The organism is Pseudoalteromonas sp. S2893, from assembly GCF_005887105.1.
Classification (GTDB): domain Bacteria; phylum Pseudomonadota; class Gammaproteobacteria; order Enterobacterales; family Alteromonadaceae; genus Pseudoalteromonas; species Pseudoalteromonas atlantica.
The window spans coordinates 40,845-62,358 of the sequence record NZ_PNCY01000018.1; the positions used below are offsets into that span (position 1 = coordinate 40,845).

Annotated in this window: 20 protein-coding genes; 13 read left to right on the forward strand and 7 right to left on the reverse strand. The window is 42.2% G+C overall.

From position 1 onward, the window contains the following. Position 1: 1 nt before the first annotated feature. Complete coding sequence (locus CWC04_RS11410; RefSeq protein ID WP_138685482.1) at positions 2 to 1,213, forward strand: M56 family metallopeptidase; 1,212 nt, start codon at positions 2 to 4, stop codon at positions 1,211 to 1,213. A gap of 73 nt (positions 1,214 to 1,286) precedes the next feature. On the opposite strand, the gene CWC04_RS11415 is transcribed toward CWC04_RS11410, so the two are convergent. Next, a complete protein-coding gene (locus CWC04_RS11415) occupies positions 1,287 to 1,670 on the reverse strand; it encodes an MAPEG family protein (RefSeq protein ID WP_096738890.1) in 384 nt (127 codons plus the stop codon). 254 nt (positions 1,671 to 1,924) lie between these two features. Here CWC04_RS11415 and CWC04_RS11420 point away from each other — a divergent pair, with 254 nt between their 5' ends. Continuing rightward, positions 1,925 to 2,803: an EamA family transporter gene (locus CWC04_RS11420; protein WP_171038578.1), complete on the forward strand. Its 879-nt coding sequence runs from the start codon at positions 1,925 to 1,927 to the stop codon at positions 2,801 to 2,803. Between the two features lie 81 nt (positions 2,804 to 2,884). Here CWC04_RS11420 and CWC04_RS11425 read toward each other — a convergent pair whose 3' ends face one another. From CWC04_RS11425 to CWC04_RS11440, 4 genes are all read right to left on the reverse strand, one after another. Continuing rightward, entirely contained in the window at positions 2,885 to 3,202 is a 318-nt protein-coding gene (locus CWC04_RS11425; RefSeq protein WP_004588993.1) for a DMT family transporter, read from the reverse strand. After that, positions 3,202 to 4,734: a bifunctional GNAT family N-acetyltransferase/carbon-nitrogen hydrolase family protein gene (locus tag CWC04_RS11430; RefSeq protein ID WP_029773759.1), complete on the reverse strand. Its 1,533-nt coding sequence runs from the start codon at positions 4,732 to 4,734 to the stop codon at positions 3,202 to 3,204. Before CWC04_RS11430 ends, CWC04_RS11425 begins: the two co-directional genes overlap by 1 nt. An 88-nt stretch (positions 4,735 to 4,822) precedes the next feature. Beyond that, on the reverse strand, positions 4,823 to 5,671 hold the full coding sequence (locus CWC04_RS11435; protein ID WP_138685483.1) for an MBL fold metallo-hydrolase: 849 nt from the start codon (positions 5,669 to 5,671) through the stop codon (positions 4,823 to 4,825). A 58-nt stretch (positions 5,672 to 5,729) separates the two neighbouring features. Further along, the gene (locus CWC04_RS11440) at positions 5,730 to 8,015 is read right to left on the reverse strand and encodes a penicillin acylase family protein (protein ID WP_138685484.1); all 2,286 of its coding nucleotides are present in this window, start codon (positions 8,013 to 8,015) and stop codon (positions 5,730 to 5,732) included. A 146-nt stretch (positions 8,016 to 8,161) separates the two neighbouring features. On the opposite strand from CWC04_RS11440, the gene ycaO reads away from it, so the two are divergent. From ycaO to folX, 7 genes are all read left to right on the forward strand, one after another. After that, positions 8,162 to 9,922, forward strand: coding sequence for a 30S ribosomal protein S12 methylthiotransferase accessory factor YcaO (gene ycaO, locus CWC04_RS11445; RefSeq protein ID WP_024032086.1), 1,761 nt, complete (start codon positions 8,162 to 8,164; stop codon positions 9,920 to 9,922). Between the two features lie 114 nt (positions 9,923 to 10,036). Continuing rightward, positions 10,037 to 13,399, forward strand: coding sequence for an ATP-binding protein (locus CWC04_RS11450; RefSeq protein ID WP_138685485.1), 3,363 nt, complete (start codon positions 10,037 to 10,039; stop codon positions 13,397 to 13,399). Positions 13,400 to 13,440: 41 nt separating this feature from the next. After that, positions 13,441 to 14,067 (forward strand): YceH family protein, encoded by a 627-nt coding sequence (locus CWC04_RS11455; protein WP_138685486.1) that lies wholly within the window; start codon positions 13,441 to 13,443, stop codon positions 14,065 to 14,067. 69 nt (positions 14,068 to 14,136) lie between these two features. Next, on the forward strand, positions 14,137 to 14,973 hold the full coding sequence (nadE, locus tag CWC04_RS11460) for an NAD(+) synthase (RefSeq protein ID WP_055255384.1): 837 nt from the start codon (positions 14,137 to 14,139) through the stop codon (positions 14,971 to 14,973). A gap of 116 nt (positions 14,974 to 15,089) precedes the next feature. Beyond that, positions 15,090 to 15,809, forward strand: coding sequence for a dihydromonapterin reductase (gene folM, locus CWC04_RS11465; RefSeq protein ID WP_138685487.1), 720 nt, complete (start codon positions 15,090 to 15,092; stop codon positions 15,807 to 15,809). 24 nt (positions 15,810 to 15,833) lie between these two features. Then, positions 15,834 to 16,388: a GTP cyclohydrolase I FolE gene (gene folE, locus CWC04_RS11470; protein ID WP_004589001.1), complete on the forward strand. Its 555-nt coding sequence runs from the start codon at positions 15,834 to 15,836 to the stop codon at positions 16,386 to 16,388. 2 nt (positions 16,389 to 16,390) lie between these two features. Next, positions 16,391 to 16,747 (forward strand): dihydroneopterin triphosphate 2'-epimerase, encoded by a 357-nt coding sequence (gene folX / locus CWC04_RS11475; protein WP_024032091.1) that lies wholly within the window; start codon positions 16,391 to 16,393, stop codon positions 16,745 to 16,747. Positions 16,748 to 16,749: 2 nt separating this feature from the next. On the opposite strand, the gene CWC04_RS11480 is transcribed toward folX, so the two are convergent. Together CWC04_RS11480 and CWC04_RS11485 are read right to left on the reverse strand one after the other, a co-directional pair. Further along, positions 16,750 to 17,184: a YqaA family protein gene (locus CWC04_RS11480; RefSeq protein ID WP_024032092.1), complete on the reverse strand. Its 435-nt coding sequence runs from the start codon at positions 17,182 to 17,184 to the stop codon at positions 16,750 to 16,752. A 55-nt stretch (positions 17,185 to 17,239) separates the two neighbouring features. Beyond that, positions 17,240 to 17,605 (reverse strand): DUF4870 domain-containing protein, encoded by a 366-nt coding sequence (locus CWC04_RS11485; protein ID WP_024032093.1) that lies wholly within the window; start codon positions 17,603 to 17,605, stop codon positions 17,240 to 17,242. A gap of 181 nt (positions 17,606 to 17,786) precedes the next feature. Between CWC04_RS11485 and CWC04_RS11490 the strand changes: the two genes are divergently transcribed. Genes CWC04_RS11490 through CWC04_RS11505 form a run of 4 tightly spaced genes read left to right on the forward strand, consistent with a single transcriptional unit; the run spans position 17,787 to position 21,513 of the window. After that, positions 17,787 to 18,488: a spondin domain-containing protein gene (locus CWC04_RS11490; RefSeq protein WP_024032094.1), complete on the forward strand. Its 702-nt coding sequence runs from the start codon at positions 17,787 to 17,789 to the stop codon at positions 18,486 to 18,488. A gap of 11 nt (positions 18,489 to 18,499) precedes the next feature. Beyond that, positions 18,500 to 19,234 carry a spondin domain-containing protein gene (locus CWC04_RS11495; protein ID WP_138685488.1) on the forward strand — a complete coding sequence of 245 codons (735 nt, stop codon included), beginning with the start codon at positions 18,500 to 18,502 and terminating at the stop codon, positions 19,232 to 19,234. A gap of 58 nt (positions 19,235 to 19,292) precedes the next feature. Continuing rightward, positions 19,293 to 20,018, forward strand: coding sequence for a response regulator transcription factor (locus CWC04_RS11500; RefSeq protein WP_138685489.1), 726 nt, complete (start codon positions 19,293 to 19,295; stop codon positions 20,016 to 20,018). A 10-nt stretch (positions 20,019 to 20,028) separates the two neighbouring features. Further along, positions 20,029 to 21,513 (forward strand): sensor histidine kinase, encoded by a 1,485-nt coding sequence (locus CWC04_RS11505; RefSeq protein ID WP_138685490.1) that lies wholly within the window; start codon positions 20,029 to 20,031, stop codon positions 21,511 to 21,513. The last annotated feature ends 1 nt before the right edge of the window (position 21,514 follow it).

A 21,514-nucleotide genomic window follows, 5' to 3' on the forward strand; every position in this document is an offset into this window, starting at 1 on the left:
TATGGATATTCAAACCCTGTTTAACTGGTTACTAGAGCAGCAATTATTACTCAGCATAATGCTTGGCGGGTTTATTATATGTGAGCGTTTTAGTTTAAGGCTGCTTGGCCCAGGCTTTGTGTATAAATTAGTATGCCTAATCCCCGTATCGTTACTGGTTGCCAACTTACCAAGTAACATTAAGCCACTGCAAAATAGCGCCATTAGCCATTATTTAATAACGCCTAACCAGCCCCTTATTAATAACTTAGGCCTAAATTGGGCCGTGCTTTATGTAGTGGTTAGCCTAGTGCTGTTTAGCGTAGCGTTTGTTGTGCATATTCGCTTTATAAAAAACCTGCAGCTCAATTATTTAATTAATAGCGAACACACTCTAACCTCACACATTAAAACCTATACCAGTAACCATATTGCATCGCCAATGGTGGTAGGTATTTTGCAAAGTAAGCTCATACTGCCTAGTAATTACAAAACCCAGTTTGATAAAGCCACTTTGGCACTTATTTTAGAGCATGAGGCTGTGCACATAAAACGCAAAGATAACCTAATAAATGCCCTGCTGTTACTGTCTACTATTTTAATGTGGTTTAACCCGCTCGCGTGGATGGCTTACGCAAGCTTTAGACGCTTGCAGGAACTAACTTGTGATCAGCAGGTACTTGCCAATAAAACCACACACCAACACATTTTATACAGCAAAGCCTTAGTTAACTGCGCGGCAGCAACGCCCGCAGGCCTAATGGCTTATTCACACTACGGAGATAAAAAAACCATGTTACAACGACTTACCAATATAAAGCACAGTGGCAATCACTCTCGCCTTGCCAAAGGTGGCTTACTGCTAATAGCAACAAGCATGCTTAGCGGTTTAGCCATTGCAAAACAGCCCCAAACTGAAATAACGAAAGAGGAGCATATTTCACCAACAATACGCATTGAACCTGTCTACCCAGCCCAAGCCGCTAAGCAAGGCATTAGCGGCTCGGTTGTATTAAAGTACGATATAGCCGCCAATGGCAGAACAAAAAACATTAGTGTCATTCAATCTAAGCCGTCAGACGTTTTTGATAAATCAGCTAAAGAAGCGCTGGCAAAGTGGGAGTATAAAATCTCTGAGTCAGGCTTTAATGATGTACTTGTACAGCTCGATTTTGCCATAAACAGTGAGGTTGCTAATACCGATTTAATAGAGCGAATTAAAGTATCGCATTAAGGCTAATGAGTGATGCAAGAGCACAAAGCAAGCGCCCTTTTAGGCCGCTTGCTTTGTGGTTTTAACAATAAAATTAAATACTCACTACAATCATAGCAATGGCAGTGCCTAAGCCAATAAACCATACAAGCGAACGTATAATATCTAAGTTCAACCAATAAAAAATGCAATACAAAGTGCGCGAAACTATATGAGTAACTGCCAAGGTTTCGGTTACTGCATTTACCGAGTTAGTTCCCAATACCACCGCAATAGCAACGGCAAACACTGCTAGTGATTCAAAACAATTTTGATGAGCAGCGAGCGCACGCGCACCAAAGCCCGTTAATTTTGCTTGTTGAGAGCGCGGGTGTTTATTGTCGTATTGGCCAAGCTTTGCCATCGCAATGGCCACTGGTATTTTTGCAAAATAAGGCATTAATACGGCCAATAATGCACACACTACTAATGTTGTCATAATTTATTCTCTTATTTTAAAACCTAGTTATTTAACCAATACATATAACACACATACACAAAAAAGCCGCCAACACGTTTTATGACATACGCAGGCGGCTAAACAATAACATCATACTTACTATAGCTAAGTTTACCTATAAAGCAGTGCGGCATAATGTCGCAGGTGATGAATATTCACTATCACCCTTAATGCATCGCATTAATAACTAAAGATTGTTAACTTATAGACCTTATTTTTTACCGACGACCCCTATGACTTGGATCTTTTTCACTTTTTTAGCCGCCTTTATGCAAGCATGGCGAAATGCCCTACAAAGTAAATTAAGCGCACATGCAAGTGTGGCTGGCGTAACCCTCTCGCGCTTTATTTTAGCCGGCCCTATTGCTGCAGTGTATTTGTATGGTCTTTATCAATATAAAGACACAGCCATGCCTACGTTTAATAATGCCTTTTGGGGGTTTGTTATTGGCGCAAGTGTTATGCAAATACTCGCCACCGGCTTAATGGTAAAACTGTTTAAAATGAATAATTACGCCATAGGTGCAGGGCTTGCTAAAAGTGAGGCATTAGTAGCGGCTATTTTAGGGGTATTGTTTTTTGGTTCTGCGCTCAGCCTTCTTGGTTGGCTGGGTGTATTTTTAGGCGCTATTGCGGTGCTTTTACTTAGCGGCATAACCAGCGTAAAACACTTTGATGGTAAAACAGCGTTACTTGGCCTTGCCTGTGGTACCAGCTTTGCCCTTACATCACTGTGGGTGCGTGAAGCGAGCTTAAATTCAGGGTTATTGTTTCCACACTCAGCTGCATGGGTTTTACTGTTTGTAATAAGCCTACAAACGCTTATATTACTTGGCTATTTATTACTAAAAGAGCCACACACTGTTGGCAAACTTTGGCAATATAAAGGCACCACTGCCGCAATTAGTACTTTTAGCTGTGTAGGCTCTATTGGCTGGTTTAGCGCAATGAGTTTACAGCACGTAGCGTATGTTAAAACGCTTGGTCAGGTAGAGGTATTTTTTACCATGCTAATTGCTGTACTTTGGCTCAAACAGCCACTTAAAAAGCAAGACACCGCGGGCTTAATACTTATAGCCATTGCCGCTATTTTAGTAATGCTGCCCAGTTGAGAACATAAAAAAGCGCAGGCTTTTAAACCTGCGCTACTATAGGCTGCTTATAACTTTAAAAGCGAGTATTAAGCGCTCTTCTTAAGAGCTAATTTTTAGCGTTATCACACCGCAAATAATCATGAGTACACCAGCAATACGGCCAAACGTGGCTGCATCACCGTAAAGTAATATACCCACTAAAAACGTACCCGCAGCACCTATTCCGGTCCATACGGCGTAGGAAGTCCCCATTGATATTTGCTTTTGTGCAAGCCACAACATAAAACCACTGGCTGTTAAAAATGCAATGGCCATTACTATACCCTGCCAGCGTGTGTCGGGATTTTGTGAAATTTTTAAACCAATTGGCCAGCCTATTTCAAGCAAGCCGGCAATGACTAAATAAACCCATGCCATTAAACATCTCTCTTTTTCAAAATTACGTCGTATAAATCTTCGCGGCGATCTTTTAAATTGCGCACCGTACCTTCGCTATGAAGAATTTTTAGCTTATCCATATCAAGGTCGCTAAATAATAACATTTCGGTATTAGGTGTGGCTTCATTTAATGTTGCATCGTGCGGAAACGAAAAGTCAGACGGGGTCAACACTGCCGATTGCGAGTACTGTACGTCTAGGCTTTCTACCTCAGGTAAGTTACCCACTGAACCTGCAATAACCACATAACATTCGTTTTCGATTGCGCGCGCTTGCGCACAATGGCGAACCCGTAAATAACTATTTTTAGTATCGGTCCAAAACGGCACAAAGAGTATATCAAGCCCCTGCTTGGCTAATATGCGCGAAAGCTCTGGGAACTCTACATCGTAACAAATTTGAATACCTACACGCCCAGCATCGGTGTCAAACACGGCAATTTTGTCACCGCCTTGAATCACCCAATCATTTTGCTCATGCGGGGTTATGTGTATTTTTCGCTGCTCGTCTATTTTACCGCTACGGTGGCATAAGTAACTTACGTTATAAATTTTATCGTCTTCGGCAAGCGGCATAGAGCCGGTAATAATATTGGCGTTATATTCTATTGCCATACGCGACATCGCGTTTTTAAATGTTTCGGTATATTCGGCTAAATAGCGGATTGCTTCGGTTTGATTATTCTGATCGCCTAAACCCATAAGTGGCGCGTTAAAAAATTCCGGAAATAATATAAAATCGCTTTTGTAGTCAGATACCGTATCTACAAAGTATTCTACCTGCTTTAGCATTTCGTCAACCGACTCTACACAGCGCATTTGCCATTGCACCGCACCTATACGCACTATCGATTTAGTTGATTCGAGTACGGTGTCGGTTGGCTCGTACATTATGTTATTCCACTCAAGCAAGGTGGCGTAACCTACAGACTCTTGATCCTCCGGCAGGTACTTTTTAAGTAACCGTTTTACCTGAAAGTCGTTAGAGAGCTGAAAACTTAAAATTGGGTCGTAAAGCTCTTTTTGGTCAACCTTTTCAATGTATTCCATTGGCGTCATTTCACTGCTGTGATTGTAATAACGCGGAATACGGCCACCGGCTAAAATAGCGCGCAAGTTATATTGGCGGCACAACTCTTTACGGGCATCGTATAATCTGCGCCCTAAGCGCATGCCTCGGTGGGTTTCGCTAATTGCTACATCTAAACCGTATAGCGCATCGCCATCGGAGTCACTAAATACCCGGTCGTGCCCATCGGCTATGTCTTCGTAAGTGTGAGGATTTGAAAAACGCGCGTAGTCTACTTGCACGCTTAGTGCTAAGCCCACCAGCACGCCATCATCTACAATACCTATTTGCCCTTCAGGGAACTGATCTATCAATCTAAAAATAGTATGGCTTGGCCACGCGCCACCTAAATCGGGATAAGCCTGATCCATCAAAGTTTTAATTTGCGGATACTGCTCTTTTGTTAAGTTACAAATTTCTAGGTGGGTTTTTTCTGCCGACATACACAACTCCTTTGGGCATAATAAAATAAAAGCCGAATGTACGCTAAAGTACACTCAGCTTTGTATCATGTTTTTTACGTTACGCGTACTACTTTAAACTGCGATAAAAAAGTGTAGTCACTTTCTCTTTTGGCAACCAGCCTGCGTATTCAAGGCCAAGCTCTGCCAATGGATCAGCTTTTAGTACTTGCTCTAAGCTTGCGTTATTTTGCATTGCTTTTAGCATTAAATCTTTGGCTTTTTTAACAAGTTTAGCATACGTTTCCAGCCCTGAACGGTCACTTACCGGCCCATGCCCGGGTATCACTATGGTGCGCTCATCTATTTGCTTAATAACGTCATTTACGGCTGCTAATATTCCATCAACACTGCCGCCGCTATCTACATCTACAAACGGCAAGCTGCCAAAGTTAAAGTAAATATCGCCCATGTGCACTATGTTATCGTTATTAAAAAATATCACCGAATCACCGTCTGTATGTGCATGGGCGTAGTGCACTACATGGGCGTGTTCGTTATTAAAATGCAGTTTTAAATCGTGGCCAAAGCTAATGCGTGGCAGGTAATCTGAGTTTGCACCGTGTTTTTCTTCTAATCGCTTATGTACGTTGTCGTGCGCAATGACATGCGCACCGGCTTTGGCAAAGTTTTCGTTGCCGCCAGTGTGGTCGCCATGATGATGCGTATTAATTACAAACTCTGCACTACCGGGTTTTAAATCGCTAATGGTTTTTTTAATGTCGTCTGAAAGCTTAGCAAATTGGTCATCAATAATGTAAATGCCATCTTCCCCTACACTTGCGGCAATGTTACCGCCTTGGCCAAACAGTACATACACACTGTCGCTTAGTTTTTCTGCCGTTACCGGATTTTCATCTGCATGTGTTGCACTGCTAAGTAATAAGCCTGTTATTAATGCGGGTAGTATTTTTTTCATTTTAGTTCTCTGTTGATTTATTAATGATTATATAGAACGTGATTAACTGTAATTTAGTTCATCGTGCTGGCTCTATCACTATTTGATGTATTAGCGTTTGTGGTAGTAAAGGCGTGTGCTTACCTTCAATGTAGTCACTAAAGCCTGCACGGTAGAACGCGGATAGCGGATGCCCCGACTGCCCACCGGGCACTGCCATAATGGCGTTTTCTAAATGCCCTGGTTGGGCAATAAAGCGCTGCGATGCACCAAAGCTTTTGCCCTGTACGGCGGGAATGTAGCTATCGCCAAAAGCTGGCGCTACAGGCATATTTAAAAGCTTAGCCAGTATGGGCATTTGTTTAGCAAACGGGTGCTCAATATTAAGCGCATTAACTTTACCCCACTGCCAATTTTGTAAGTTATCCCCATACTCAGCCCCAAGTGCGGTCACTGTTTGGCTAAATGCACCTAATAACTGCTCGTCCCAATTTTTATACTCAGGGTTTACCCATGAGCCCGGCCTATCTTTAATAAGCTGCCATATAGCTGGTTCTAGATCGCGTTTTACATATTTAAGCGTGGCGCCTTGCTCATTAAGTTTGTTCTCCATGCTTGTAAATACGGTATTAATTAATGTTCTGCGGTAGTGTTTAACTAAGGTATAACCTACCGAGCTTGCACATGCGCATTGCTGCCAGTTTTCAAGTGCACTTATGTACTGTGCGTTTTTGGCTTTGTCTTTTTTAAGCTGATTAAGTAGCAATGTGTGCCATGGCGTTAAAAAGCGGGCTTGGTTATCAAGCTGTAGCGCGTAAAAGTCGCTTTCAGCAAAGCTTTGTTTTTCAAATAACCTATCTCGAATTTGGCTTGAACGTGCGCCTAGTGCATAACCACCGTTACCAAAGCGTGCATTATCAGTGGCCGACACAACGCGCGAATTACCTGTCCATAATCGTCCATTTTGCGGGTTTTTAATATAAGGGCGCTGATGCTCATTTTGCTGCCAGTCGGGTGAGTATTCGTTTGCATTAACACTTAGCTCACTCGGTGTTTTACGCGCCGGTATAGCGCCAATATGTTGCCATGCAGCACTGCCTTGGCTATCTACCACCATTAAATTTTGTACCGGAATACCCACATCGCTTGCCACATCTAGCGCATCATCTACGCTAGTTGCTTGCTCTAATTTTAGCAGATCCATGTTTACAGCATAAAGTTGGTGTGCAACCCAGCTAAGTGCATAAGGCTGTTTATTTATATATTTTACTGGGCCGTATTCGCTCATGGTTAATGAGTAATCGTCCACGTCGCCACTAGGCAGTGCGATAGGCTCATTTACTTGCCATGTTTTACTGTCATCATTTAGCGCTATCCAATCAGCGGTATCTATGTAGCCATTAGTAAAGCCCCAAGCGATTTTATTATTGGTACCCACCACAATAGCAGGGGCGCCGGGTAGCGATACGCCAGTTACCTGAGCTTGCTCGCCATTTTGTGTGTAATTAAGCTGCGCCCTGTACCAAATAACCGGCACCGCCATAGATAAATGCATATCGTCAGAGAGCATGGCTGCACCCGTTTGGGTATGCGCACCGGTTACTGCCCAGTTATTGCTACCGCGCTCTTGATTTGGCTGAATATTTTTAACCGTGTGCTGTGCTTGCTCTGGAAGTTGAGGAATGGTGCCTGTAAACGGGGCAAGTTTACTGCCATCAAGCGCTGCTTGGTATTGGCTAGGTTGTGTTAAAAAATCAACCATGTGTTGCCCGTATGCTTGCTCAATATGTATGAGCGCTTCATCTCGCTCAAAGGTGGCACTTTGCAAATCAAGGTACATGCTAAATATAACTAATAGGCTATCTTCACTTTGCCATGGTTTTTGCGCTCCGCCTGTAAGTAAATACTCAAAGCTTGCAAAGCCAACTTGTGCCAGCCCTTCGTTTACACCTTGGGCGTAGCTGTTTAATAGTTGTTTATCACTTTCGGGTAAGGTGTTTAATATAGCGCGGCTGCGTTTTCGCAATTGATGAAAGCGCATTTTTTTATCAAGCCCAAGGGCCGCTTTACCAAATAACTCACTAAGCTCACCGGCGGCGTTACGTCTTAATAAATCCATTTGAAAAAAACGGTCTTGCCCATGCGCATAGCCTAACCCGTATGCGGCGCTATTGCGGTTTTCTGCCTTTATAACCGCCTGCCCTAGTGCATCACGCGAAATAGTAACCGGCTTATTAATTGCTGTACTTTGGCCTTTACCATCAAGTGTGGGCATACTTAAACTTAATACGCCATACACAAGCGCTGTGCCAGCTAACCCTAAAACCACAACGAGTAATACTAGCCATTTGATTACTTTAAACATTAATTTGTCCTTTGCACCATTTGTTGCACATATAATAACCATAGTTTTATTAAATAATAATGTTCTTACTCGCAAAGGGTGAAATAAACATCAAAATCCACGATAATAGCCATTCCACATTTTGTGCAGATCTAGTTGAGACTCATATGACTGAAAAAACATTTATCAAAGGTAAAGACCGCGACCTAGAATCGTCTATCTCTACCATGCAAAACAAGCTAAAAGCGCTAAACATCAATGTTGAAGAAGCACTTTGGCTTAACCCTGTAGCTAACTGTTATTCAGTTCATATAAAAGACAGCGACTGCGGTGTTATGTTTACCAATGGTAAAGGCGCAACCGATAAAGCATCTATCGCCTCTGCGTTAGGTGAATACTTTGAACGATTAAGCTGTAATTACTTTTTTGCAGACTTTTACCTAGGTGAAGAATTTGCAAACAGCGACTTTACTCATTATCCAAATGAGAAATGGTTTAAAGTTGAAGGCAATGAAGTACCAGAGGGCATAATGGACGAAAGCCTTTGGGATTACTTTGACCCAGAGCGTGAGCTTAATGCCTCACACCTTTTTGACTTTAACTCAGGTAATAACGAGCGCGGCATTTGTACATTGCCATACACACGCCAACGCGATAACCAAGACGTATACATTCCGGTAAACGTAATTGGTAATATTTTTGTTTCTAACGGCATGAGCGCAGGTAACACTAAGTTTGAAGCACGTGTACAAGGGCTATCAGAAGTATTTGAGCGCGCCATTAAAAACCGTATTATCGCAGAAGGTATTTGTTTACCTATCGTCCCTGAAGAGGTTGTAAAGCAATACCCTAAAATTCACGAGGCGTGTGAAGAGCTACGCAGCCATGGTTTTCATTTACGTATTGCCGATGCATCACTAGGCGGTAAATACCCTGTAATGAGCGTAACGCTGATTAACCCTGTTGATGGCTCTGTGTTTGCCTCATTTGGTGCTCACCCATCATTTGAAGTTGCCCTTGAGCGTACGGTTACCGAGCTACTACAAGGTCGTCGCCTTGATCAACTTGATGTGTTCCAACCAGCTACTTTTGATAACGATGAAGTTGCAACGCCTGAAAACATTGAGCTGCACTTTATCGACTCAAGCGGTTTAATCTCGCATGACTTTTTCCGTGCTGACGCCGACTTTGACTTTGTTCATTGGGACTTTAGCGGTACAACAGAGCAAGAATACAACTTCTGTACTGACTTAATTCACAGCATGGGCCACGACATTTACATTATGGATTACACACACTTAAACGTGTATGCATGTCGTATTTTAGTACCAGGCATGTCAGACATTTACCCAGTAGATGAACTAATTTGGCGTAACAACAACGAAGGCGCTAAATTCCGTGAAGCATTCCTATCGCTTGATCAGTACGATGCGCAGCAATGGATGGACATTTACGACAGCCTAGAAGAAGCAGGCCACAGCGATATTATTCGTGCTGCTGAATTTATTGGCCTTGCCACCGATGCCGATACACCATGGCATACACTGCGTATTGGTGAGCTTAAGGCGCACTTATGTTTAGCCGCAGGCAACGAAGAAGCCATTGATTGGGTGGACTGGATACTACACACAGGCCAAGTAAACGAAGATGCAATGCGCCACTTCCGCTGTTTAAAAGCCATTCTTGAAATTAAATACGATGACGAGCGCGACTACGCCGACTACCAAGATGCACTGGGTTTAATGTTTGGCAGCGATAACGTAACGCTGGCTATTGAAATAGCAGAAGGCCGTAAATTATTTAATGGTTTAACCTTCCCAGGTTTATCGCTTGAAGGCTTTAAAAAGCATGCAGCACTACTTGATGGTTACCGTAAGTTACATGTCGCTAAGCAAAACCATTGGGCACGTGAAGTAACCGATGCTTAATAGTTAAACTACTAATTATAAAAATAAAACGGCGCTAATTTATCAGCGCCGTTTTTATTTATACAATAAATTAGCTATAGTTAAATTGCCTAAAATAACAGCATGACTTAGCCAATGCCGCCAAAAAATAACAACAAAAAAAACACTATTAGTAACTATAAGCTGACCTTTTGGTTATCGCTTACGCTAATAATACTAGTAAGCATTGTGTTAGATAGAATTAACTACAATCGCGCAAAAGACGCCCACCGCCTACAAATTTTATCTCAAGTAAGTACATACCGTGCACAACTCGAAGCCACCTTGGTATCAAACATTCAGCTTGTTCGTGGATTAGCGGTTGCTGTATCAGCTGAACCTGAGTTACAACAAGCACGGTTTGAACAAATTGCCGCGCCTTTGTTTAAAACCTCCAGTGAGCTGCGCCATATTGGTGGTGCACCCGACATGATAGTTCGTATGTCTTACCCACTAAAAGGTAACGAAAAAGCCATTGGCTTAAACTTTTTAGAAAACAAAAACCAACGCCTAGATGCCATTAGAGCCCGTGATACCAATACTATTGTTATGGCAGGGCCACTTAAACTAGTGCAAGGCGACATTGCCCTTATTGCCAGAGTGCCTGTTTATATTCCGCCCGAAAACCGCTTTTGGGGGTTGTTATCTGTGGTGCTCGACATTGAAAAAGTGTATAAAAACTCAGGCATAAAAGAGCTTGAAAAAAACTACAACATTGCTATTCAAGGGCGTCATGGTTTAGGCAAAAAAGGCGAGTTTTTTTATGGCAATAACAATATAACCACACAAGAGCCGCTTGATTTTACGCTTAATTTTCAAGGGGGAAGCTGGCAATTATACGTAGCCCCTAAAGAAGGTTGGAGCCCCGCACCTTCAACTATATGGCCGCTTAGAATCGCCATTATAATTATTTGCGGATTACTAATATGGGCGTTCTTATTCTTTTTAAAAATGCTAAACCGCCAGCAACAAAACGAAAAAATGCTGGAGGCAATGAGTGATCTTGCCCAAATTGGGGCGTGGTCATTTAATCTAGAAACCAAACAAGTGTATTGGTCAGATATGACCAAAAAAATCTTTAAGTACCCGCTAAACAAAGAGCCTACCTGGCCTACAAACTTAAATTACTTTAAAGCAGGCGAAAGCAGAGAACGTATCACTCAGCTGGTTGAATCTGCAATTAAAGAAGGCAAAAGTTACGAAGCCGAACTTGAAGTTATTGACTCTGAAGGGCGCGAAATGTGGGTGCTTATTCATGGTGAAGCTGAGCGAAAAAACGAGCGCTGTGTAAGAATATTTGGCTCATTGCAAAATATTGATACCCGTAAGCGCATTGAACTTGAAAACAGCAAAATTGCCCTACATAACGAAATTTTAGCGTCGCTTACAGCCAACGACCTTATTTTAAGTGGCCAATTAAGCCAATCTAAACAAGTTATTACTGAATCTATTTGCCATGCATTAAACATTGAGCAAGCCAGTATTTGGTTTTTTAATAGCTCAAAAACCTCATTGAGTCCTATAGCATCCCATAATATTGAAAACAGAATGGGTAATAATAATGCGGTATGGCTTAAAAAAGAGGCGCCTGATTTTTTTGAAGCCATAGAAAAACACGCTGTGTTTAGCACCAGTGATGCCCAAAATCACCCTCTACTAAAACCCCTTAAAGCGCATTACTTTGCGCCGCTCAATATTAATGCCATGCTGTGCGCAATCATACCGGCGGGAAATGGCACCATTGGCATAGTATGCGCTGAGCAATGTGCTTCAATGCGCCCGTGGTCACGTAACGAAGAAAGCTTTTTAATTGCTGTAGCCGCCCTAGTGGGCAGCTTGCATTCAAGCCAGCAACGTATTGAAACAGAGCAACAGCTAGTCACCGCCAAAGAGGCTGCAGAGCAAGCAGTAATGGCTAAAAGTGAATTTTTAGCCAGTATGAGCCACGAAATAAGAACCCCCATGAACGGCGTACTGGGCATGCTAAATATTATCAAGCGCACCCAGCTCAACCAACAGCAAGAGCACCATATTGAGCTTGCACAATCTTCAGCTCAGTCGCTGTTAAATATAATTAACGACATTTTAGACTTTTCTAAAATTGAAGCAGGTAAACTTGATATAGAAAATGTGCAATTTAACTTACCTAAATTACTTGGTGAAGTTGTTGAGTCGTTTGCGCTTAAAGTGGAGCAAAACAATACCAATCTCATTTTAGATGCCACCCAAATTACTATCAGCGAAATAATTAGCGATCCGAATAGGTTGCGTCAAATTTTAAATAACCTGATTGGCAATGCCGTTAAGTTTACTATTGATGGGCAAATTCTGGTGACCGCGCAGATAGATGAAACCACCGATGGCAGTTTTTTACATTGCTCTATTATTGATACCGGCATAGGAATAGAGGCAGAAAAACAAAAAACTTTATTCGACTCATTCACTCAGGCCGATGCCTCAACCACCCGCCAGTTTGGCGGCACAGGCCTTGGCCTAGCTATTGTTAAGCAGCTTTGTGAACTAATGGAAGGCGAAGTAAGCGTAACCAGCATGCTAAATGAAGGCAGTACTTTCTCGTTTTCTATAAAAATACAGCCCCGTTTAACTAAAGCGCAAGATTTACCCAGCCACTTAATTAATAACAAACATATTTTAATTATTGATGCCTGCACACTTAACGCCAATATTGCCGCCAAACAATTACGCGTATGGGGCGCACACGTTAATATTTTAAGTGACTATAGCGGCATCATTAATTATTTTGATAACTGCGATACCCAGCCAGATGCATTATTAGTCGATTATCATTTTTTTGAGCAAGCTGCGCACCCGCAAATAAATACATTAAAAAACCGAGTAACCACCAAGCAAAGCAAACTGGTTGTTATGGCACCGATGAGTTATTCGCAAGAGCATAACAACATTGGCATAAATATAGACTGCCTGATATTTAAACCGCTTACTCCGTCAGATCTATTTGATTCACTCACTAACGATAAATACATTGAGCAACAACAGCGCCAAGCACAACTGCAAAATGAGTTAACCGAAAAGCCCAAAGAAATATCAGCGCACGCGCAAGTGCTTTTAGTAGAAGATAACAAAGTAAATCAGGTGGTGGCCTCAGCGTTGTTAAAACAAGTTGGGCTTACCTTTGATATTGCACAAAACGGTCAAGATGCACTAGATAAGCTAAACAGCAGCCAAGACAAAAAATACCAGTTAGTTTTAATGGACTGCCAAATGCCCGTGATGGATGGCTACCAAGCCACGCAAGCTATACGCGAAGGAAAAGCGGGTAAGCATAATAAACATATTACAATCATTGCTTTAACGGCAAACGCAATGCAGGGCGACAAAGAGAAGTGCCTCGATGCAGGAATGAACGATTATTTAACCAAACCTTTAGATTCCGCAGCACTAGAGCCTAAATTACAACAATGGCTTGGTACACAATAAAGGTGTAAGCTAAAAATACTGTTTACTAATAAAGAAAAGCCATGCATTTATCAGCAAATCAGCAGCGCGTTATTGGCTGCCTTTTAGAAAAACAAAGCACTACACCCGAGCATTATCCACTGTCGTTGAACGCACTGACGAATGCGTGTAACCAAAAATCAAATCGAGACCCGGTTGTAAACTTGAGCGAAAGTGAGGTGCAACAAACACTTGATGAACTTATAAGTCAGCGCCTTGTAACGCTAGACGAAGGGCTTTCGGGACGAGTTAATAAATACGATCACCGTTTTTGTAATACAGAATTTAGTAGTTTACAGTTGAGCACGCAGCAACGGGCAATTATATGTTTACTGCTGTTACGCGGCGCACAAACACCCGGTGAGCTAAGAACGCGCAGCGCTCGCCTAGCTGACTTTACAAACGTTAGCGAAGTAGAAGCTGCCCTGAGCGCGTTAGCAATAGATGACTACGTAACAAAGCTTGAGCGCGAGCCAGGCAAACGAGAAAGTCGCTACATGCACCTTTTTGCTGACCCAGCAGTAGCGCCAAGCCCAGTGCCAGCTACAGAAGTCGCAGAAGTTAAAAACGATGAAATTAACGAGTTACTTGCAGAAATTGAGGAACTAAAAGCCGAGCTTAGCCGTATAAAAGCACATTTAGGACTTTAATTAATAACCACTAAACCAGATAATGTAAGCCTATTTAAAAACTACTTATTAAATAACGAGGAGCTGGCCATGCGCGCCGAAATTATGGCTGAAATGAAAGTTCAGCCAACTATTGATGTAAACGCCGAAATTACCCGTCGAGTTAACTTTATAAAAGCACGTTTAGTGGCAGCCCATAGTGTATCGCTAGTGCTTGGAATTAGCGGCGGTGTTGACTCATCGACCTGCGGGCGCTTGTGCCAATTAGCCGTAGATGAACTAAACGCAGAGCAAAACACTAATAAGTACCAATTTATTGCGGTTCGTTTGCCATACGGTGTACAAGCAGATGAAGACGAAGCGCAAATGGCCGTTGACTTTATCAAGCCTAGTAAACGCATGACCGTCAACGTAAAACCTGCTGCCGATGCATTACACGAGCAAGCTATGGCGGCGGTAGTAGGCAGTGGTGAGGAGCTACCAGAGCAAGCTAAAATTGACTTTGTAAAAGGTAATGTTAAAGCACGCCAACGCATGGTAGCGCAATACGAAATAGCTGGTTTTTGCCAAGGCCTCGTTGTGGGTACCGATCACAGCGCTGAAAACATTACTGGTTTTTACACCAAATTTGGTGATGGCGCATGCGATTTAGCCCCGTTATTTGGCTTATCAAAACGTCAAGTTCGCGCACTTGCAACTGCCTTAGGTGCGCCTGAGCTATTAGTGACAAAAGCCCCAACAGCTGATTTAGAAAGTGACCGCCCAGGCCTCACCGATGAAGAAGCATTAGGACTGAGCTATGATCAAATTGACGACTTTTTAGAAGGCAAGCCAGTGGCTGCAGAGGTTGAGCAAAAACTAACTGATATTTATGTTCGCACTCAGCATAAGCGCCAACCCATTCCGACTATTTACGATGATTTATAACGGCTAAGCAGCTAGTGCTGCGTATGCACTAGCTGATCTATTCGCCGTAATGTTACGTAAAACAAAAACTGATTTATAGTTAATTTTAACGCCTGCCAAAGAGAAAACTGCATTACATGACATCTCCTATTTTAATAACAGGCGCTGGTCAACGTATTGGCCTTGCGCTTGCTAAGCACTTTTTATCGCAAGGCCAAGCTATTATTATTACCTATCGTACGCGCCACGATGCAGTCGACGACTTAGAACAACAAGGCGCCGTATGTATACACGCCGACTTTAGCAGCGATGCCGGTATAGCTAGCTTTATTGAAACACTCAAACAGCAAACTCACTCTTTACGTGCCATTGTGCACAATGCCTCTAGCTGGGACTGCGAAGCCAGTAACCCTGATTTTTCGAGTTTGTTTGATAACATGATGCGCATTCATGCCAAAACACCGTATTTAATTAATAATGCCTGTGCACAGCTATTAATGGCTTACCAAGTTGATGCTTGCACACCGGCTGACATTATTCATCTTACCGATTACGTTGTTGAAACAGGTAGCCCAAAGCACATTGCCTATGCCGCAAGTAAGGCTGCACTTGATAACTTAACCAAGTCGTTTAGCGCTAAGTACGCACCAAACATAAAGGTGAATTCGGTTGCGCCATCGTTGATTATTTTTAACCAGCACGATGACGAGGCTTACCGTGCTAAAACCCTTAAAAAATCTCTTATGGGTATAGAGCCAGGTTGCCAAGAAATTATTAATAGTATTGATTTATTACTGCGCAGCCACTACATCACAGGCCGCGCTTTGCCTGTTGATGGCGGCCGCCATTTAAAGTAGAACACACATTAAACTGAGAAATTTATGCATGACGATTTAAAGCAAAGCTACCAAAATATTATTACCGCTGTGGGTGAAGATGCAGGCCGAGAAGGTCTTCTCGATACACCAAAACGTGCAGCAAAAGCCATGGAGTATTTAACCAAAGGGTATCGTCAAACGCTTGATGAAATTACCAATAATGCGGTATTTAGCTCAGACGCTGATGACATGGTACTTGTCCAAGATATAGAGCTTTATTCTATGTGTGAGCACCACCTATTACCTTTTATTGGTCGTTGCCATATTGCTTATATTCCCGATGGCAAAGTACTAGGTTTATCTAAATTTGCGCGTATTGTTGATATGTTTGCGCGACGCTTTCAAATTCAAGAGCAGCTTACTCATCAAATTGCTAAAGCCGTTGAAGAAGTAACCGGTGCTAAAGGCGTAGGTGTTATTGTTGAAGCTAAACACATGTGTATGATGATGCGCGGTGTAGAAAAGCAAAACTCAAGTATGCGTACCTCTGTAATGCTAGGTAACTTTAGAAGTGACTCTAAAACGCGTAACGAGTTTTTACAGCTTATTAAGGGTTAATTATGGCCAACGCAATTATTAACGTAACCAACTTACGCTTACGTACATTTATTGGTTTTAACCCAGAAGAACGGGAAAAAAAGCAAGATGTAGTGATTAATTTAGAAATTCACTACCCTGCCGATGACGCCTGTAAAACAGACGAAGTGGACCAAGCGCTTAACTATAAAGTGATCACCAAAGAGGTGATAAACCTAGTAGAGCAAGGGCACTTTTTGTTGCTTGAAAAGCTGGTTGCCGAAATACTTGCAGTATGCCATACACATCCAAGCGTGCATTACGCAAAAGCCAGAGTAGATAAACCGCATGCACTGCGCTTTGCCGACTCAGTTTCGCTCACGCTTGACTGGTCAAAGTAACTTTACAAAACCGCTTGTGCACCACTGGCAAGGGCAATAACGGCTAAATACCGCGCGCCTTTGCCAATGCTCACTAATAATAAAAACAGGCTAAAACGCACTTTAAATATGCCACCAATTACCGTTAGTGGGTCGCCAACAATCGGCAGCCAAGCAAACAGTAAGCTATATACCCCATATTTTTTAAATTGAGATTGCGCTTTTTCAAGCCCCTTGGCCGATACCGGAAACCACTTTTTGTGCTTAAAACGCAGTACATGAGTTCCCAACCAATAATTAACACAACTTCCAAGCACATTACCTGAAGTAGCGGCTAACCACAGCAGCCACAGATTAGCTTTTGCTTGGCTTATCATGGTAACAAGTACCACTTCTGAAGAACTTGGTAATAAAGTAGCGGACACAAACGCACTAAAAAATAAGGTGATATAAAGCATTAAGTACTTAAAGTAAAAACCCAGCATACAGCTGGGTTTATTAAAGGGTCGTCATTTATTTTATCAAATTTAGACTCAATGGGTAATTAAACTCTTTCCCTTCGTTGGCTTTAATACTGGCTAAAACCACCATGATAAAAGAAAAAATAGCCACTAAAGGCAGCAAAACGAGGCCGATTACGGCAAATACTAGTAAAAAACATACAAAGTAAGCTATAGCCATAGTAATTTGAAAATTAAGCGATTTTTTACCGTGTAAATCGACTATTGGCATTTCATCTTTTTTAATAAGCCATACCACTAATGGCCCAAGTATAGAGCCAAACGGAATAACAAAACCGGCTACAGCGCTTAAATGGCAAAGCATAGCCCATGTTTTTTCGTCTTTTGATAACGGCTCAAGCTGTTGATTTTCTTCCATTACGCTCTCCTTATTAGTTAATACATACTGCCTTTTTATTGAGCAGGTGTCTATATAGAGGCGGCTATATTGTTAAATAACACGCCCTAACCCGCTGTGATAAAAAAGTGATAACTTTGTGAGAGTTTCTTGATGTGGTTATTTAATACTTAGCCTGAATCATCACTTACAGGAAATAATAATGAAAGCTTCAGCATTTACAGTTGCAACTCTTTTAGCAGTAGCTAGCCAATCAACATTGGCAGCAGAGCTAGAAGTAGAAATTACTAACCTTACTAAAGGCCTTTACTTTACACCGGTACTAATAACAGCACACGATAGCGAAGATAAACTTTTTGAAGTCGCAACCGAAGCCTCTGCTGCACTGCAAGCAATGGCTGAAGGCGGCGATATATCAGCACTTGTTACTCAAGCGTCAGCATCGAGCAGCGATATTGCAGAAAACCCAGCGGCAGGCCTTTTAGCACCCGCGGCATCTGCAACAGCAGAGCTCACAACTACCGATGGCAACGAATACCTATCTGTAGCGGCTATGTTACTGCCAACCAATGATGGCTTTGTAGGCCTTGATAGCTGGAAAGTTCCAACAGAAGCAGGCACCTACACTGTTTACCTCAATGGTTATGATGCAGGTACAGAAGCAAATAACGAACTTGTAGTAGAAGGCTCGGGTGCACCTGGTGTATTAGGCATCCCTGCTGCGCCGGGCGGCCAAGCAGGCACTAACGGTACAGGTATTACAACTGGCGATACAAATACGATGGTGCACATTCACCCGGGTGCCCTTGGCGATGATGACCTAGAAGGTGGAAACAGTGATTTGAATAACACTGTACACAGATGGTTAAACCCCGTTGCAAAATTAACTGTGACGGTTAAATAGGAGAGTTAATTATGTCATCTCTTTCTAATTTTAAAAAAAGTGCGCTTATTTTACTGTTAGCCAGCTCACTAGCCGCATGTGGCGATAACGATAATAACGACTCTATTGAAGAGCAAGAACCTGTGGTTGTTGTAGAGCCCGAACCTGTTGTTTATGAGTTTACTATCACTTTTAGTAACTTAACGGCTGGACAACCACTATCACCACTCTCGGTCATTGCATTTGATGAAACCCCACCATGGAAATTTGGTGAGACGGCTTCTGTTGGTTTAGAAATGATTGCTGAAAGCGGCGCTAATGAAGAGTACCTTAGCGATGAAAATGCACTTGCTTCAGCCTCGGCTGAAGGCGGCATTGGCCCTGGCGAAACAACCTCTGTAACCCTTTTAGTTGATGCACAAGATGTTCTTAATTTATCTTTTGCTGCCATGCTTGGGAATACAAATGACGCTTTTACCGGTCTTAGTTCTGTAGATGTATCAACATTGGAAGTAGGCAGTTCAATATCACGAACGACGCCCGTTTACGATGCAGGTACGGAAGCAAATACAGAAACAGCTGACACTGTGCCTGGTCCCGCTGCTGGCGGCGAAGGGTTTAACGAAATACGCGACGATATTGCCGATATAATCACAATGCACCCAGGTGTTGTGTCTAATCAAGATGGCTTATCAACCTCTGCACTAGGTGCTGAACATAAGTTTGATAACCCAGTATCAAAAATCGTGATCACTCGTACACAGTAAAACAGCTTGTAATGGGGATGTGAGGCGACACGGATGTCCCTTTTTTACGAGGTTAACCATGCGGCACGAAAAAATACTGGTAGTAGAAGACGACAGAGAAATAGGGCAATTAATAACAACTCAACTTGCTGCGTTAAATTTGCATGTTGACCATGTTGTAAGCGCTGAGCTCGCACTTAAAAAAATAGCAAAACAACCTTACGGGCTTATTTTACTGGATATAAACCTGCCACAAATGGATGGCTTGAGTTTATGCCGTAAAATAAAAGAGCACTACCCTACCATTTTCGTTATTTTACTTACCGCGCTCAGTAGCGATATGGACCGTGTAATTGGTCTTGAAATGGGTGCTGATGACTATATTTGTAAACCCTTTTTTGCTCGCGAATTACAAGCCCGCGTTAAAACACAATTACGCCACCGCTCACAGCTTCTAGCAATTCAAAATAACGAAAACGACAGCCCGTGCAGCGAACAAACGCTAAATATCGGCTCACTCAATATTGAATTTAGCTCACATCAAGTTTATTTAGACGAACAAGCACTGAACCTCACCGCCACTGAATTTGATTTACTGGTTTATTTTGCTCGCCACCCAAACCATGTTTTTAGCCGCCAGCAATTGCTCGACAAAGTATGGGGGTATCAGCACAGCGGGTACGAGCATACCGTTAACTCACATATAAATAGGTTACGCGCCAAACTTGAGCTACATCATCAAGCGCCTATTATCGAAACCGTTTGGGGCGTTGGCTACAAACTAAATCCAAGCCAACTTACTTAAGAGCCTTATTATGAACCTATCTTTGTATCAAAAATTAGCGGTGTCGTTGGTGGTTATATTTTGCTTTATTTGTGCACTCGTTTACAGCTGGAGTAAACAACTAGAGCTCACCTCAAAACATCATGGCGAGCAAAACCTGCACTTAGCCCTAGCTGAGCATTTAGTACAAGATAACCCATTAATAAAAGAGGGTGTATACGACTACGCAGCCCTAGAAAACCTATTTCATACTTTAATGTTATTAGGCCCCGCATTTGAGTTTTATTTTGTAGATGAAAACGGAAAAATCCTCACTTACTCAGCAGAGCCTGGTAAAGTTAAACGCACTCATATTAATTTAGCCCCCTTAAAAAAGCTGATTAACAACCCAGCTGCAGCGCCAATTTATGGCGATGATCCAAGAAATAAAGCGCAGCAAAAAATATTCTCTGTAGCGCCTGTTTTTAATAACGATAAGCTGCAAGGGTACTTGTATGTAATTATTGGCGGTGAAGCTTACGATACCTCTTTAAACACAATTAAAAATAATGACAAACTATGGCTTGCCGCATTATGGCTTGGAGCTGCACTTGCATTTTTACTGATTGCGATGCTTATTTTACTGCGCTTTTTTACCAACCCTATTCAGCGATTAGCCCGTGATGTAAGCAATATTGAAGCAGCTAATTACAGCCTTACCGATACCAAACTCAGCAACTATTCGACCCAAAAAAGTAACGAAGTGCACAGTTTAGGCCGTAACATTCAAGCGATGGTTACCCGTATTGACGAGCAATTTAAAGCTCTTGAGCAAAGCGATAAACAGCGCAAGGAGTTGCTTACTCATTTATCTCACGATTTAAGAACCCCCCTTGCCTCTTTGCAGGGGTTTTTAGAGGTGCTTAATCAGTCGGGGTCACAATTAAGCGCTCAAGAACAACAAGAATACTTACATGTATCCCTTAATAACTGCGCGCAGCTTAAACAGCTTATTGAACAAATTTTTGAATTAGCCCATTTAGAAAACGGCGAAATAAGCATACACAAAGAAACCTTTAATTTAGGTGAGCTTATTTACGATTGCATTGCGAAGTTTTCTCTAACCGCCGAGAAAAAAGGCCTTAACTTAACGGTAGAGCCTGCAATTTGCGATTTTCCTGTTGTAGCCGATATTGCAAAACTTGAGCGTGTTTTAAGTAATTTAATTGATAACGCAATAAGGCACACACCTAAAGGCGGCAGCATAGCTGTAAACGTTAAGCGTATTGATGAAAAGCAATTATTTGTGCAGGTTTCTGATACCGGCGTGGGTATTAAGCATGATGAGCTAAACGCGATTTTTAATCCGCATTACCAGGCTTCAAATTCAAATAACGAAGGGCGCCAACAAGGTGGCTTAGGGCTGGCTATTTGTAAGGGGTTACTAAAACTTATGGACAGTGATATAAATGTACAAAGTGAGCTGGGCAAAGGCACTATGTTTAGCTTTAACTTGCCGCAAAAAATAAAGGTATAGC

Excerpts from the sequence above, each read along its gene's own strand:
- CWC04_RS11410 (WP_138685482.1), top strand. The coding sequence starts at position 2 with ATGGATATTCAAACCCTGTTTAACTGGTTACTAGAGCAGCAATTATTA.
- CWC04_RS11415 (WP_096738890.1), bottom strand. The coding sequence starts at position 1,670 with ATGACAACATTAGTAGTGTGTGCATTATTGGCCGTATTAATGCCTTAT.
- CWC04_RS11420 (WP_171038578.1), top strand. The coding sequence starts at position 1,925 with ATGACTTGGATCTTTTTCACTTTTTTAGCCGCCTTTATGCAAGCATGG.
- CWC04_RS11425 (WP_004588993.1), bottom strand. The coding sequence starts at position 3,202 with ATGGCATGGGTTTATTTAGTCATTGCCGGCTTGCTTGAAATAGGCTGG.
- CWC04_RS11430 (WP_029773759.1), bottom strand. The coding sequence starts at position 4,734 with ATGTCGGCAGAAAAAACCCACCTAGAAATTTGTAACTTAACAAAAGAG.
- CWC04_RS11435 (WP_138685483.1), bottom strand. The coding sequence starts at position 5,671 with ATGAAAAAAATACTACCCGCATTAATAACAGGCTTATTACTTAGCAGT.
- CWC04_RS11440 (WP_138685484.1), bottom strand. The coding sequence starts at position 8,015 with ATGTTTAAAGTAATCAAATGGCTAGTATTACTCGTTGTGGTTTTAGGG.
- ycaO (WP_024032086.1), top strand. The coding sequence starts at position 8,162 with ATGACTGAAAAAACATTTATCAAAGGTAAAGACCGCGACCTAGAATCG.
- CWC04_RS11450 (WP_138685485.1), top strand. The coding sequence starts at position 10,037 with ATGCCGCCAAAAAATAACAACAAAAAAAACACTATTAGTAACTATAAG.
- CWC04_RS11455 (WP_138685486.1), top strand. The coding sequence starts at position 13,441 with ATGCATTTATCAGCAAATCAGCAGCGCGTTATTGGCTGCCTTTTAGAA.
- nadE (WP_055255384.1), top strand. The coding sequence starts at position 14,137 with ATGCGCGCCGAAATTATGGCTGAAATGAAAGTTCAGCCAACTATTGAT.
- folM (WP_138685487.1), top strand. The coding sequence starts at position 15,090 with ATGACATCTCCTATTTTAATAACAGGCGCTGGTCAACGTATTGGCCTT.
- folE (WP_004589001.1), top strand. The coding sequence starts at position 15,834 with ATGCATGACGATTTAAAGCAAAGCTACCAAAATATTATTACCGCTGTG.
- folX (WP_024032091.1), top strand. The coding sequence starts at position 16,391 with ATGGCCAACGCAATTATTAACGTAACCAACTTACGCTTACGTACATTT.
- CWC04_RS11480 (WP_024032092.1), bottom strand. The coding sequence starts at position 17,184 with ATGCTTTATATCACCTTATTTTTTAGTGCGTTTGTGTCCGCTACTTTA.
- CWC04_RS11485 (WP_024032093.1), bottom strand. The coding sequence starts at position 17,605 with ATGGAAGAAAATCAACAGCTTGAGCCGTTATCAAAAGACGAAAAAACA.
- CWC04_RS11490 (WP_024032094.1), top strand. The coding sequence starts at position 17,787 with ATGAAAGCTTCAGCATTTACAGTTGCAACTCTTTTAGCAGTAGCTAGC.
- CWC04_RS11495 (WP_138685488.1), top strand. The coding sequence starts at position 18,500 with ATGTCATCTCTTTCTAATTTTAAAAAAAGTGCGCTTATTTTACTGTTA.
- CWC04_RS11500 (WP_138685489.1), top strand. The coding sequence starts at position 19,293 with ATGCGGCACGAAAAAATACTGGTAGTAGAAGACGACAGAGAAATAGGG.
- CWC04_RS11505 (WP_138685490.1), top strand. The coding sequence starts at position 20,029 with ATGAACCTATCTTTGTATCAAAAATTAGCGGTGTCGTTGGTGGTTATA.